The organism is Alteribacter populi, from assembly GCF_002352765.1.
Classification (GTDB): Bacteria; Bacillota; Bacilli; order Bacillales; family Salisediminibacteriaceae; genus Alteribacter; species Alteribacter populi.
The window spans coordinates 2,385,738-2,399,099 of sequence record NZ_KZ293963.1; the positions used below are offsets into that span (position 1 = coordinate 2,385,738).

Below are 13,362 nucleotides of genomic sequence, written 5' to 3' on the forward strand. Positions count from 1 at the left end.
CTCGTTTTTTTACTGTAACTAAAGTTTAGCACTGGTTAATCGATCAAATAAGGTAACAACCATTGGGGGAAATGCCACTATTTTTAGATTTAACTTTTTATTTTGAATATTCTCTCCTAAATTGACTCGGCGTTTTCCCTTCGTATTCCTTGAACAATTTAATAAAATACTTCGAGGTCTGATAACCAACTTCATCAGAAATTTCTGAAACTGTGAAATCACTGTTGATAAGAAGGTTCTTTGCATTTTGCAACCTCCGCCGGGTGACATATTCGCTAAATGTCATGTTCGTCTGTTCTTTAAATAACACGCTAAAGTAGCTCGGGTTTAGGTGAGCTTGTTTCGCTACGTCACTTAAGCTAATTTTTTCTTGTAAGTGCTCATCGACAAACTTTAACGCGACATGAATTGGAGAGCGGGCCTCTTTTTCAAGCTTCGATATATCAATAAGCCGGTCGTCCATTACTTTTTTGATCAAATCTTCACGTTCCCGTTTTTCCTCTACCTCTAATGCTTTTTCCACTGCATCAATTAGCTCTTGTTTTTTAATCGGCTTAAGTAAATAATTCAATACCCCTAAGCGAATGGCTTCCTGAGCATAATCAAATTCAGAATAAGCTGAGATAATAATGACCACCGGCTTTTCATCGATCTCTTCGAACGTCTCCAAAAGCTTTAGTCCTGTCATTTTAGGCATTTGAATGTCGGTAATTAACAAATGTACGTTCTGCTTGTTGAAAATCTCGATCGCTTCATCCCCGCTTGCTGCAGTTTCAATATCAACCCTTCCCTCAGCCCACTTATCCAGCGTTCTCTTCAGCCCCTGCCTCGTTTTCGGCTCATCATCGACAATTAATATCGTCTTTGGATTGATCATACAAAGCCTCCGTTCATTGGTATTTCCAGAGTCACAACCGTTCCTTTGCCCACTTCGCTTGTAATTGAAAGTTCTCGGATATTCGCGTCGTTATAATAAAGCCGCAGTCGCTTATTGACATTCGGAATCGCCATTCCATTGCCTTCCTCAGAAGGTACACGCTCGCTTTCCAACGCATTTAATATGTCATTTATTTTCGATTGGGTAATCCCTGGACCGTTGTCTTTTATTGTCATCACCAATTTTGATAAATCGTCTGTTGGAATGGCCTCAATTTCAACGAACCCTTCCCCGTCTTTATTCCCAATTCCATGTAGAATCGCATTTTCAACGATCGGTTGAATAAGTAGTTTAGGGATTTTCACTGTTTCATAACCAGGAGTTAGCGAAACCTTCCAAGCTAATCGGTCTTCAAATCTCATTTTCATTAATTGCATGTAACGCTCAATATGATCAAATTCATCTTTTATATTCACCCAGTCAGCTTGTTGTGGGCTGCTAATCGTATACCGAAACAGATCCGACATTGCAAGAACATTATCTGCAAGCTCATCTTCCCCTTTTTCATCAAGCGACCAATACAGCGCCTCTAACGTATTGAAAAGAAAATGAGGGTTGATTTGCGCTTGCAAGGCTTTAAGTTCGCTCCGGCTTCGAATGATTTCTTTTTCATATACAGCCTGCATAAGGTGGTTCATCGTTTCGACCATTTGGTTGTACGTTTCAATTAATTCGTTAATTTCGACGGTCGGTGAAATTTCCTTACTTGGCTTTAAGGCCCCTAACTTTCCGTAACGCATCGCTTTCGTCAACTTCAATATCGGACGTGTAATCACTGTTGAAAGGAGAAAGGAAAACAAAAAAAACACGCCAAACCCCGCAGCCGCTGAAAATAACAGTGTTGTTCTAAGAACAGAGACATCCTCTGTCACCGTATTAATCGGTGTTAAAATGACCGTTTGCCATCCGGTGATGTCAGATGTATGTTTCACTAACATATAATCCGTGTTTTCAATGGTGACGGTTTGTTCCTCTCCGTTTAAAAGCTCCTCAACGTCCCCCTCGTAATTTGACGTCATCGTATTTGCTTGTTCGTCGACTAAAATCATATATTCATCTTCTTCTGACGGCTCATCAAACTCAAGGTATGTATCCCTCACACGTACAATCAAATATCCTCCCGGAGAAAACCAACGGTCAACTAAATTAATCTGTTTTAAACCGAGGAAAAAATCAGGATTACTCGGGTCGCGTCCCACCCAAACAAATCTGCCATTTTCTTGTCTTGCTTGTTCAATCGACTTCACATTTACCCTTTGAGGTAAATCCGCTTCATTTAACGGAAACAGCCGCGCGTAATTTGGCAAATAAATTTCAAATGAATCAATGCCATTAGAATAAGCGACGTACGAGTTTACGATTTGCATAATCGCTTGTCTTTGATCAAAACTAGCAGATTCCCCTTCTAAATCTTCTAATAGCAGTTGCTGTACGAACGAATTGGTTGCTACTTGGGTAGTCATCAAATCAACATGCTCATAAAGCGCTTCCATTCTACTACTCGCTTGTACTGCCGTCTGCTGAATTTGCCTTTCCGCATTGGTTTTTAGTAAAGTGGAAACCGTGTTATACGCAAGTCCCCCTGCAAAAAACAACACAATCGCCATCACAAACACAAAAATAACGAAAATCTGATTCCGTAATGTATTCCATTTACTCAATCGCTCCCACACAACTAGCGCACCTTTCGTAATAGAAAATGGTATAATAAAAGTCATTTCAGCAATAAATAGTTGCAATCTTCGTAAAAATCTTTTCCATTATACCATTTCATAATTCCGAGTAAACATGTAACCATTTGGAAATCAGGTTGATGAAGAAAGGTAGTAAATAAATATATTAATATAATAATGTTTGCTAATTTGGAGGAATGAATCATGCAAGGGAATGCATTTGCAGGAGGGTTATATAAAACATCAGAGTGGATCATGAGGCTCGCTTACTTAAACTTATTGTGGATATTGTTTTCTGTTTTAGGGATTGTCGTACTTGGCTTTTTCCCAGCAACTGTAGCGATGTTTGCTATTGTACGAAAATGGATAAAAGATGATGAGGATCTCCCTGTTTTCACGGAATTTCTCTCTAACTATAAAACTGAATTTTTCAGAAGTAACTTACTAGGATTAGTTATTATTGCTATAGGGGTACTTCTCTTTTTCGACTTTCAACTACTAAGTCATTACTCCGGAGACTTTATCCAAATCCTTTTTTATCCTTTGCTATCGATCGCAATCATTTTATTGCTCACTTTGCTTTATCTGTTTCCGGCCTATGTACACTATGAGGTCAACCTTTTTCAATTAGTCAAAAATTCATTGATCCTGATGATTTTAAAGCCGATTTCGACTATTTTAATGCTGATCACCACTGTCTCCTGGTTTTTAATCTTCAGTTGGATTCCAGCGCTAGCTTTTTTCTTCGGTGGAAGCTTGCTTTCGTATCTCCTAATGCAAATCAGCTATGCTGCGTTCATGAAAGTAGGGGAGGCGCGGGGCTAGCTAAGTGGTGTTGTGTGCGGACGAGCCAACCTTTAAGAAAAACCGCATATGATCTTTTTTAAAAACAGCGTTAGCTTCCGCCGCATATTTTTAAGTCTCAAGGATGCTGGGTTCCCTTAAAGACGCGCGGCGTGAAGGTAGCTGTCCGCTCCATACTTTCTTTACTCTCAAGATTCAAGCTCCCCAACGCCTTCTTCCCTTTTGAAATCCCACATGATCCGCCATTCCCCATCCTCTTTTGTCACGTAGGTGTGCTGAATGAACTGAAAGTAGCCGTACTTCCCTTCATAGTTTTTAGTAACGATAATTTGATAAACGTCTACCGGCTCTGCATCATCGGTCATTTGCCAGCTTTCTTTTTTCTTCGGTTTCGATAACGAATAAGTAAACGTGTCCACCCCAAAATGGTTCATAAATACGTGTGAGCGATCTTGAATATAATTCTCAACAGGAAAACGTTGCTTCATATCTGAATGGAGCAGCTCCCATGAAGAGGAAAACTTCGCTTCTTGTTCTAAGGAATAAAATAAATCCACCGTCTTTTCTGCTTGTTTCGCATCAGATCGAATGAGCAAAAAACCTAATAAAATAAGCACCACAATAAGCGCACCAAGAAACATGAAGTTTAGTAAAGGGTTCCTTCTTCTTTGCATCTAAGAAACTTCCTTTCTATTCTCGTCTACATTAGATGATATTCTTCACTTGCCTGAAATATTATGGGCTGTCTTAGAATGGCAGATTCCCGATTTTCCCAAGTGACTTTTGTCCGCGCATTTATTATAATTATTTTTAAGACAAGAAGGAGGTGACAAGTATGGCAGAGCAAGAATTGATGAATTTTTTAACAGAGCAGTTTGGGAGAATGGGCCAAGGTTTCGATGCGATGGACCAACGCTTTGAAAAAATCGAAGTCCGACTCGATAGCATGGATCAACGTTTTGATGCGATGGACCAGCGTTTTGATGCGATGGACCAGCGTTTTGAAAAAATCGAAGTCCGACTCGATAGCATGGATCAACGTTTTGATGCGATGGACCAGCGTTTTGATGCATTAGAATTATCCCAGCAGGAAGATATCGTAACGCTTCTAAAAGTCATCGACAAAAAGCTTGATCATATTCCTCACGATATCGACTACTTACGCAACGTGACAAGCAAGCATGACATGGATATCGAACGAATTAAAAAGCAAGTCGGTTCCTAACCCACATGTGCTGCCCCTTTCAAAAACAAGCCTCAATGATAAGATACCTTTCTTTGAATTTAAAAAGGGACGGTATCATAGATATCGATACCGTCCCTCCTTAATGAAACTTTTATCCCGTATTCACTAACCCAGCAGCAACGCCACTAATTGTCAGCAATACTTCTGTTAACATCTCTTCTGACTGTTCATCTGATTCTCGCATTTTATGAATCAAATCAACTTGTAAGAAGTTAAGTGGGTCGACGTATGGATTACGTCTGTGGACCGATTCTTGAATATTCGGTGTGTGATCGAGTAGCTCCTCATCACCCGAAATGCGCAGCAAAATTTCACGCGTGCGTTTATACTCATCGGTAATGTCCTTGAAAATCCGTTCGCCCACTGCTTGATCCTCGACTAAATCGACATATTCCTTTGCAGTCTGTAGGTCCGCTTTCATTAATGCCATTTGTAAATTATTAATTGTTGCTTGGAAAAATGGCCACGATACATACATTTTTTGCAGCATTTCTAAGTTCTCTTCGCTTTTAGAAACAAACGCGGTTAAACCTGTTCCCGATGCGTACCATGCAGGTAGCATTTGCCGGCATTGTGTCCAAGCAAACACCCAAGGAATGGCACGTAAATCTTCAAAGCGCTCGCTCCCTTTTCGACTCGTCGGTCGCGAACCAATATTCAATTCCTTAATTTCTTTTAAAGGTGTCGCCTGCTTGAAATAAGTTAAGAAATCCTCATCCCCAAAGACAAGAGACTGATATTTTTCCAACGAATAGCCCGAAATTTCTTCCATTGCTTCTTCCCAGTCTTTTTCAACGGGATCCGCATTATGAGACGCTTTTGCTGAGGCTTCCAACAACGCAGATGCAGCTTGCTCAAGGTTACGGAATGCAATATCGCCAAGCATATAGCGTGACGACAGCACTTCTCCTTGCTCAGTTATTTTTACTCCATCTCCTAGCGTTTTTGCTGGTTGCGATAAAATACTGCGATTTAACGGCCCACCGCCGCGACCAAGAGAGCCTCCTCGCCCATGGAAAAATTTCAGTCGAATGTCAAATGCTTTTGCCATATCGTGAATTTCCTGCTGAGCTTTGAATAGCTTCCAATTTGCGGTTAATGTGCCGCCGTCTTTACTGCCATCGGAATACCCGAGCATTATCTCCTGGTGATTTCCTCGCTTCTCGATGTGGTTGCGGTACACGTCCATCTCAAATAAAGTTTTCATAATGTGAGGTCCAGCGATGAGATCATTGACCGTCTCAAGTAAAGGCGCCACGTGAAGACCGCTTTCCACTTCCCCATTTGGATGGAGACGATAAATCCCTGCCTCTTTTGCAAGAACGAGTACTTCAAGCAAGTCACTCGCCGACTGCGTCATACTGACAAGATATACTTCAATCGAACGCCTCCCGAAAGTATCGTGTGCTTTTTTGATCATTTGAAAAACGCTAAAAATCTCTTGCGTTTCCTCTGAATAATCTTCATGTAAAAGCATTAGCGGCCGCGGGTCACGAAGCACACGCTCTAATGTTTTGATCTTTTCTTCTTCAGATAACGCACGGTAATCGTCAGCGATTCCGACCATCTGTAAAATTTCAGTGATTGCTGTTTCATGCTCGCCACTATGATTTCGAATATCCAGAGTTGCAAGGTGAAAACCAAACAGCTCTACTTGGCGAATTAACTTCTCTAATTTTTTCAGCTTGTGGTCTGGTTGCGTATGTTGTTCTGCACTTTCTTTGACAATCCTTAAATCAGCGAGTAATTCTTCCGATTTTTGATAGCCGCCTTTTGATTTATCTGCCTGGCGTAAACGCTTGAGCATGACCGCAAACTTGCGGCGATATAGTTCCGATTCAATTTTCCACGTCTCGCCTTTTCTCATATATGTTCGCTCATCTTGTTCAACGGAATTTCTCAATTGTTCACTTACAGGAACGTAGGTCGTTGATTGGCTAAAGCGCCTCATCAACTCTACCATCGCCTCGTCATATTTTTTCAGAGCGAGTTGTCGCTGTAGTTTGAGAGTTTCCCACGTCACTTCAGGAGTCACATAGGGGTTTCCGTCACGATCCCCGCCAATCCACGATCCGAAATGCAAGAAGTTAGGCACCTTCCATTCGTGATTCGGAAAATAATCATCAAGCTGATCCTCTAATTCTTGGTGAATCGCCGGTAACACACTGAATAACGTTTGATCAAAATAATAAAGTCCGTTTTTCACTTCGTCTAATACCGTCGGCTTTACTTGTCGCAGCTCATCGGTCTGCCACAAAGCCGTGACTTCGTTTACGAGACTCTCATCTAGTTTTCTGCGTTCTTTTTTCGTCAGTGTTGGGTTGTCAAACTTTTGAATAATCGTTGAAATCCGCTTCTGGATTTCAAGAACCGTCCGTTTCGTTGCTTCTGTTGGGTGAGCCGTCATAATTAATTCAATTGATAAATCGTCTAAAACGTGCTGAATTTCTTCATTTGAGAAGTTGCTTTCCTTAATCGATGCCACTGCACTTTCAATTGAAAACGGCTGTAAGGCCCCGTCATCTTGCAACTGGTATTGACGAGAACGACGAATCCGATGGTTTTGTTCTGCTATGTTAATCAGGTGAAAATAGGTCGAAAACGCACGGATCACATGCTGTCGTGTTGGAGAATCAAGTCTTCCTATCTCTTCTTTTAGTTTATTATAGAAATCCGCATCGCCACTTTTTCGCAGCTCTTTTGCAGTCTCTCTTATTTGTTCCACTTTGTTAAATAGTTCGCTCCCACCATGTTGAATGAGAACCTCACCTAAAATGCTTCCTAGCTTTTTCACATCATTCCGTAAAAGGGTGCTATTATCTGCCATATCTAGCATGCCATCATCCTTTCTATCATTTGAGGGTGCCTGACCCTCGGCGCTGTACAGCATTAACGCAGTGGGGGTCAGGTACCAACCAAGCGGACCGTTTTCGTCCCTGTGGACAAAAATTGTCCCACAAAAGAAAAAGTAGTCTCCTTCTGTGATTATTAATATCTTAACAAAAAGCAGCCGAGACAACCAATTTTTCTGATTATTTCGAGTGGAGCATTGCCGGGACGGGGGTGATTAACAACCATCAACCACCCATACCGCTAAAAAGATCACTACTCTTAATTAAACAAGAAAGTCGCAGACATTCTATCAGTTTAAGTATTATATATTATACATTGCTACAGTAGCCATGAAAGTGAAAGAATTAACCAAATGATTAACTCGAATCAAAGATCATGATATTATAATACTATCCAGGAAGACTAAGGGAAATATATAGATCTTTATTACTAATAGTGTTAATTTGTGAATATTTTTTCTATGTCCTTTTCTTTCTACAATAATGAAGGGAGTGTTACGGATGAAGGTTTTATTAAAGAGTGAAGGCGGAATTACAAAAGAAGTAAAGGTTGGGTTCAGTTGGACGACTTTCTTTTTTGGTTTTTTTCCTGCCCTGTTCCGCGGAGATTAAAGTGGGCTGCAAGCATGTTTATTATCCCCCTTAGTTGTAGGATCATTCACTCTAGGAATTGGAGCTTAGGTGAGCTGGATTATTTCCTCTTTTGTCTACAACAAAATTTACATCAAAAGAATTGATCGAAAAAGGCTATCGAATAGCTAGGGATAAGGGAGGACAATATTAGAAAATGGACAAATTCTTTCTACAATTGCCTAATCTAAAAGGGCTGACCACAGCTTAAAAAGTCCCTGCCGTACGTTATATCTGCACAACAAGGACTCAATGATACAGGCTTTTCCGCTAAATCCTTTCTACAATCTTTCGGAACGCCAGTTTATCTGTATTTTCCACTACATAATCTTCTTGAAATAAAATAGATTTTGTGCCAACACCTACAGCAAACATCGAAGCTGATTTTAGCGCTTCTACTCCTGCCTCGTGCATATACAATTTACTTTCAGGCACCTGAATTCATGAATTCAAAAAAAAGCAGGTTAGTCTCCCTCCCTACTTTTAATAGATATATTGATACTATGACACTTGTTGAGTAGCTACAGATTCACCTTGACGATTAGGCTTAGTAGCATCGATCATAAGGAAAACTGCTGAAAGAATATGCATAATCATTCCTACAAAAGGAATCCAAGCAATACAAGAAGTTACAATCCCCAAAATACTTCCAGTAGTTGCCCCGCCGTCTTTCTTTGTAAGGATTAAAGTAACGATATGTAATGCTAACATAACAGCTAATGGAATCCATAATAATCCAATGACAATTGAAGCACCTAGTACTGGAATTCCGAGCAAAGATTCTAGCCCTCCTGTTACCCATTTCAAAACCTTGGATGCAGACATATTTTCACCTCCATTTTCAAAAATTTGCATAAAATACATAATTAATTTCAACAACAGTAATATTACCATCAACAGGTTCTTTTGTCTTTATTAAATTACATATTTTTATATATAGAGGTATAAAAGACCTATTTCAAGACAAGGTTTATTTAATTCACGGAGATTAAAATAAAGCCAATTATTAAAAATAAAATAATTAACCCGTAAAGAGCAGTAGCAATAATACTACAAACAAGACCTGCAATAGCTAGAGCTCTTCCGCTTTGTTGTTCATTTTTAATAACTTTGAAAGCGCTGTTTGCTAATACAATTCCAATTATCCCGGTTATTAATCCGATGTAAGGAATGACCAGTGAAACAATTCCTATAACAAGAGAGGCAATAGCCTTTCCATTTACTTTAGGTTCAACAATTTCAATTTCTTTTTTCATATTATCTTCCAACCTCTTCAAACCTCCACTCTTATCTAAAAAATTTCATAATCACGCTAATAATCACTATTATTAACCAAGCAACCATACCATATATTTTCCGTTGCTGCACAGCATTAACGAAGTGGATCATTCTCCCTTATTCAAACAAATGGTGCCTGACCCCCGCCGCTGTAAAGCATTAACGCGGTGGGGGTCAGGCACCAACAAAAAAGATCAATTAAACATCCCTGTAAAGAAACTGCCGATACTTTTAAAGAAAGAAACAACTCCACTGATTACTCCGCCTGATTCTATCTTCACATTTAATGTTTTTTCATCATATTCCGACTGGAGAAATTCCAGTATGTAAGTGGTTTGAGGGATATCTGCTAGGTTTTCATCAGAGAATAAGAGCCATAACGCTCTGATATCATCTTCATTTAAATATTTTTGTAGTTCTGCTACTTCCCCTGGTTTCTCTAGTATAGTATCGATGAAATTTAAAACATCTGTTATTTGAAGGGCTATCTCGTCTTCCATCTCATAATAAACGACGGATACCTTTGTGTCATAGTTAGGGTCGAAGTTAGATCGGTCTTCAGACGTGACATCCCTGTCAAGTTTAAAAAGTACCCCATAATAATCGGGGACATTATCATATCCTATGAGTTCAAGAATAGAAGAATGATTTCTTTGATGTCCACCATTCTTTTCTTTCTCGTTTTCCCCTATCTCTTTCACCTCTTCAATTGTGTCCTCTTCTTCTAGAACACCTTCTTCCTCATTTTCGTTTAACAGTTCGTCAGAGGCTGGGACATCGGAGGATTCGTTCTCATCATGAGGGTCGGTACTTGGTTCACGAGAACTTCCTGAGCCATCACTACCATTGGTTTCATTTGAAGTACTAGAATCGCTTGAACTACTCGAACCACTTGAGTGATCGAAATCGCTAGACCCATTAGAAGGTTCGGAACCATTCGAATCTCCTGCCTCCCCAGTATCACTTGAACCATTAGAGTCGCCGGAATCACTTTCATCAGCGCCCTCCGTTCCGCTCGAGTTATCTGAATCACTAGAGCCGGTAGATTCATCTGAACCACTTTCATTTTCCTCATCTGCCGGTGCAGTTGAAGGTTCGGTTTGTGGTAACAAACCATTTCCACCTAGCGCTTGCAAAAGTGGATCACTTCCGCCGTATGATTGCCATGAATCCGCTTTATAATAATCTGTATAAGTTACACTATAGTCATCCAATCCTGCATCTCTTTTTTGTCCGTGTATACGAAGGTTATCTCCATTAACTTTCTCATAACCATCAAATCTAAACTCTATCGTCTGCCCGTTTTCTTGGTACTTAACAACTTGTGCATGAGTGTCTGTAGGCAAAACAAAAATTGTAGCACCGGCGATTATCAGCCAAGCAGCCAACACATTATAAAACCGTTTATCTAGCAACAAAAGCACCTCCAGCAACTATGTTTACTTGTATTAAGACCTTCTATAATCTATTATAATCCATGCTATTCCATTATATAAGATCTAATAGAGTGGGTTAATAGGACTATATGGCAGTTTATCAGCTATGGGTTCGCTTTCTAAAAGACTTTTAAGAGATCAAGAGCTCCCTAGTGACCAACGGATAAAATGACAGCCATTTCTATAAGAAAAACCGCATAGCGGTCTTTTATTAAAAACAGCGTCAGCTTCCGCCGCATGTTTTAAAGTCTCAAGGATGCTTTTCCCTTGAGACGAGCGGCGTGAAGGTAGCTGTCCTCTTATAAATTCTTATTTTACAAAAAAACAGAAAAAAATCACCTTAAACAAACGTTTATTTAACATGAAATAATTGTCGCAAAAAAGGTGCCTGACCCCCACCGCGTTAATGCTGTACAGCGGTGGGGGTCAGGCACCCTAAAAGCTGCTTTGCCTGATGGTTAGTTCTGTGGATAGGGTGACTTTTTTTGTTATGGTTCGGTGTTCGGTTAATTTTTCGAGTAGGAGGTCGACGGCGGTTTGTCCCATTAGGTCGGTGAATACTTTTACCGTACTTAAAGGAGGGAATACGTATTTTGACAGGCTGATGTCGTTTACTCCGATGATGTTGACGCGTTCGGGTACTTTGATTTCCGCTTCGTGCAATGCCCTTAAGCAGCCAATCGCCATAGCGTCGTTTCCCACGAAGAAGGCTGTAGGGAGGTTGTCACCGTGCTCTTCTATCGCCTTTTTCATCAGGTCATAGCCGTCATTCACTGAAAAATGACGTATGTAAATCCAGTCTTCATTTAGCCTGTCCTTTGCCTGCATGTAAGACCTAAACGTTTGTTCACGTGGGTCTTCCAACACCCCGAACTCGTCTCTAAACGTTTCGCGTCCGCCGATGTATCCGATCTCGGTGTGGCCGTGCGTTTCGAGGTAGGATAACACTTTCCGGGTCGCTTTTTCAAAATCGATCGCTACAGAGTCGTAGTCTTCTTGCTCTGGACTGAAGTCTGCGAAAACGATGTTCGATGATACCTGTTTCATTTGTTCAATTTGTCCAGGGCTAAATTTCCCAACAGCTATAATCCCTTCGATTCCGTTCCTCTTCATTTTGCCGAGATCGTCATAGAAGAATTTAACGAGTTCAACTTCGTGTTCCTGGCAGCGCTCTTCTATGCCTAAACGGATCGACATGTAGTAGAGGTCGTCAAGCTCCTCTTTTTCTGTATACCAATGAAGGATGGCAATTTTTTTAGAAGACGCTTTTCTTTTTTTATGTTTATAGTAGGAAAGGTCTTCTGCTACCTCAAATATTCTTTTTTTCGTGTCATCTCCTACAGATAACGTCTTGTCGTAGTTGAGAACTCTAGAGACGGTTGCGATGGATACGCCTGCTTTGTCTGCAATATCTTTAATTGTTGCCATTTCCTACTACTCCTTTTTTTAACGGTTTACAGAAAATTTTAATACTGTCTTCGATTCGTAGATCTCGCCTTTTTTAACCAATGGGGAGGTAAATTGCGAATGGTGAATCGCATCTGGAACATGTTGGGTCTCTAGGCACAGTCCCGCATGCTTGGGGAAAGATCCATCGAGATTGTTTCCAGTATAAAGGACTACCGATTCCTTGTCTGTCGCAACCTCCACTTGACGTCCTGACACGGGGTCGGTAAGCCGAACCGCGTATTCCTGATTTTGATTGAGTAAAAACGGGTGATCAAAGCCGCCGCCAACTAAGGTTAATTGCGGATCGCCACACGCGATTCCGTCCCTTATTGTTTTTCCTTCTCTAAAATCAAAGCACCCCTCACTATTAGTGACAGGAAGAACATTGCCTGTTGGCAAAAATTCATCGTCCAGCTCGACATAACGATCGCTGTCAATCGCAAGCTCGCAGCCTGTTATTGGCGTTTCTGCGTCACCACGCAAGTTAAAATACGTATGGTTCGTTACATTTAATACGGTATCTTCATCAGGTATACCTGAGTAGGTCATCTCTAACGTATTGTCATCTGTTAGCTCATATGTGACAGTCATGTCTATGTTGCCCGGATAGCCCTCTTCTCCGTCGGGGCTCCTGTAAAAAAATTGCATACCTTTTTCAATAAACCGCCCTTTCCAGACTCTTTTTGTAAAGCCTTTATAACCACCATGGATATGGTTTTGGTTTTCATTTTGAGGCAGTTCGTAGCGTTTGCCGTTCAGTTCAAAGCTAGCGCTGCGCGTTCGTCCGGCTAGGCGTCCAACTACGGACCCTAAATAATAGGGGTTTTCAACATAGTCGTAGGTGTGATCATAACGTAATACGATATTTGCCGTTTCGCCGTGTTGATCTGGTGTTAATATTTCCGTGATCGTACAGCCGTAATTTAACGCTGTCACTTTTATTCCGTTTGCATTTTCAATGGTAAAAGCAAAGATACTCTCACCATTGAAATCGGCTACTTTTTCTTGAAAATTACGTTTTGTCATTGGACATAGCACCTTTTTCTTAAGTTTGAAT

At 40.6% G+C, this 13,362-nt stretch carries 12 protein-coding genes; 2 read left to right on the forward strand and 10 right to left on the reverse strand.

Annotated features, from left to right (window positions below; all coding sequences use genetic code 11):
- Positions 1 to 97: 97 nt before the first annotated feature.
- Together CDZ94_RS11490 and CDZ94_RS11495 are read right to left on the reverse strand one after the other, a co-directional pair.
- Complete coding sequence (locus CDZ94_RS11490) at positions 98 to 877, reverse strand: response regulator transcription factor (RefSeq protein ID WP_198546717.1); 780 nt, start codon at positions 875 to 877, stop codon at positions 98 to 100.
- Positions 874 to 2,610 carry a sensor histidine kinase gene (locus CDZ94_RS11495; RefSeq protein WP_198520793.1) on the reverse strand — a complete coding sequence of 579 codons (1,737 nt, stop codon included), beginning with the start codon at positions 2,608 to 2,610 and terminating at the stop codon, positions 874 to 876. The genes CDZ94_RS11490 and CDZ94_RS11495 overlap by 4 nt, the downstream gene beginning before the upstream one ends.
- 204 nt (positions 2,611 to 2,814) lie before the next feature.
- Between CDZ94_RS11495 and CDZ94_RS11500 the strand changes: the two genes are divergently transcribed.
- Positions 2,815 to 3,435 carry a YesL family protein gene (locus tag CDZ94_RS11500; protein WP_096437171.1) on the forward strand — a complete coding sequence of 207 codons (621 nt, stop codon included), beginning with the start codon at positions 2,815 to 2,817 and terminating at the stop codon, positions 3,433 to 3,435.
- 167 nt (positions 3,436 to 3,602) lie between these two features.
- On the opposite strand, the gene CDZ94_RS11505 is transcribed toward CDZ94_RS11500, so the two are convergent.
- Complete coding sequence (locus CDZ94_RS11505) at positions 3,603 to 4,088, reverse strand: hypothetical protein (protein WP_096437173.1); 486 nt, start codon at positions 4,086 to 4,088, stop codon at positions 3,603 to 3,605.
- A gap of 161 nt (positions 4,089 to 4,249) precedes the next feature.
- Here CDZ94_RS11505 and CDZ94_RS11510 point away from each other — a divergent pair, with 161 nt between their 5' ends.
- On the forward strand, positions 4,250 to 4,639 hold the full coding sequence (locus CDZ94_RS11510) for a hypothetical protein (protein WP_096437175.1): 390 nt from the start codon (positions 4,250 to 4,252) through the stop codon (positions 4,637 to 4,639).
- 112 nt (positions 4,640 to 4,751) lie between these two features.
- Here CDZ94_RS11510 and ppc read toward each other — a convergent pair whose 3' ends face one another.
- From ppc to CDZ94_RS11545, 7 genes are all read right to left on the reverse strand, one after another.
- A complete protein-coding gene (gene ppc, locus CDZ94_RS11515) occupies positions 4,752 to 7,496 on the reverse strand; it encodes a phosphoenolpyruvate carboxylase (protein ID WP_096437177.1) in 2,745 nt (914 codons plus the stop codon).
- 916 nt (positions 7,497 to 8,412) lie between these two features.
- Positions 8,413 to 8,562 (reverse strand): hypothetical protein, encoded by a 150-nt coding sequence (locus tag CDZ94_RS21370; RefSeq protein ID WP_157911750.1) that lies wholly within the window; start codon positions 8,560 to 8,562, stop codon positions 8,413 to 8,415.
- A gap of 81 nt (positions 8,563 to 8,643) precedes the next feature.
- Positions 8,644 to 8,967, reverse strand: coding sequence for a hypothetical protein (locus CDZ94_RS11525; protein ID WP_096437179.1), 324 nt, complete (start codon positions 8,965 to 8,967; stop codon positions 8,644 to 8,646).
- Between the two features lie 149 nt (positions 8,968 to 9,116).
- Positions 9,117 to 9,410, reverse strand: coding sequence for a DUF4190 domain-containing protein (locus tag CDZ94_RS11530; RefSeq protein WP_245415731.1), 294 nt, complete (start codon positions 9,408 to 9,410; stop codon positions 9,117 to 9,119).
- A gap of 204 nt (positions 9,411 to 9,614) precedes the next feature.
- Entirely contained in the window at positions 9,615 to 10,835 is a 1,221-nt protein-coding gene (locus tag CDZ94_RS11535; protein WP_096437181.1) for a hypothetical protein, read from the reverse strand.
- Positions 10,836 to 11,291: 456 nt separating this feature from the next.
- Entirely contained in the window at positions 11,292 to 12,284 is a 993-nt protein-coding gene (locus tag CDZ94_RS11540) for a LacI family DNA-binding transcriptional regulator (RefSeq protein WP_096437183.1), read from the reverse strand.
- 18 nt (positions 12,285 to 12,302) lie between these two features.
- Positions 12,303 to 13,331, reverse strand: a complete 1,029-nt coding sequence (locus CDZ94_RS11545; protein ID WP_096437185.1) for an aldose epimerase family protein — start codon at positions 13,329 to 13,331, stop codon at positions 12,303 to 12,305.
- Positions 13,332 to 13,362 lie beyond the last annotated feature (31 nt).

Coding starts and splice junctions, on each gene's coding strand:
- CDZ94_RS11540 (WP_096437183.1), bottom strand. CDS start 12,284: ATGGCAACAATTAAAGATATTGCAGACAAAGCAGGCGTATCCATCGCA.
- CDZ94_RS11505 (WP_096437173.1), bottom strand. CDS start 4,088: ATGCAAAGAAGAAGGAACCCTTTACTAAACTTCATGTTTCTTGGTGCG.
- ppc (WP_096437177.1), bottom strand. CDS start 7,496: ATGCTAGATATGGCAGATAATAGCACCCTTTTACGGAATGATGTGAAA.
- CDZ94_RS11510 (WP_096437175.1), top strand. CDS start 4,250: ATGGCAGAGCAAGAATTGATGAATTTTTTAACAGAGCAGTTTGGGAGA.
- CDZ94_RS11490 (WP_198546717.1), bottom strand. CDS start 877: ATGATCAATCCAAAGACGATATTAATTGTCGATGATGAGCCGAAAACG.
- CDZ94_RS11545 (WP_096437185.1), bottom strand. CDS start 13,331: ATGACAAAACGTAATTTTCAAGAAAAAGTAGCCGATTTCAATGGTGAG.
- CDZ94_RS11525 (WP_096437179.1), bottom strand. CDS start 8,967: ATGTCTGCATCCAAGGTTTTGAAATGGGTAACAGGAGGGCTAGAATCT.
- CDZ94_RS11500 (WP_096437171.1), top strand. CDS start 2,815: ATGCAAGGGAATGCATTTGCAGGAGGGTTATATAAAACATCAGAGTGG.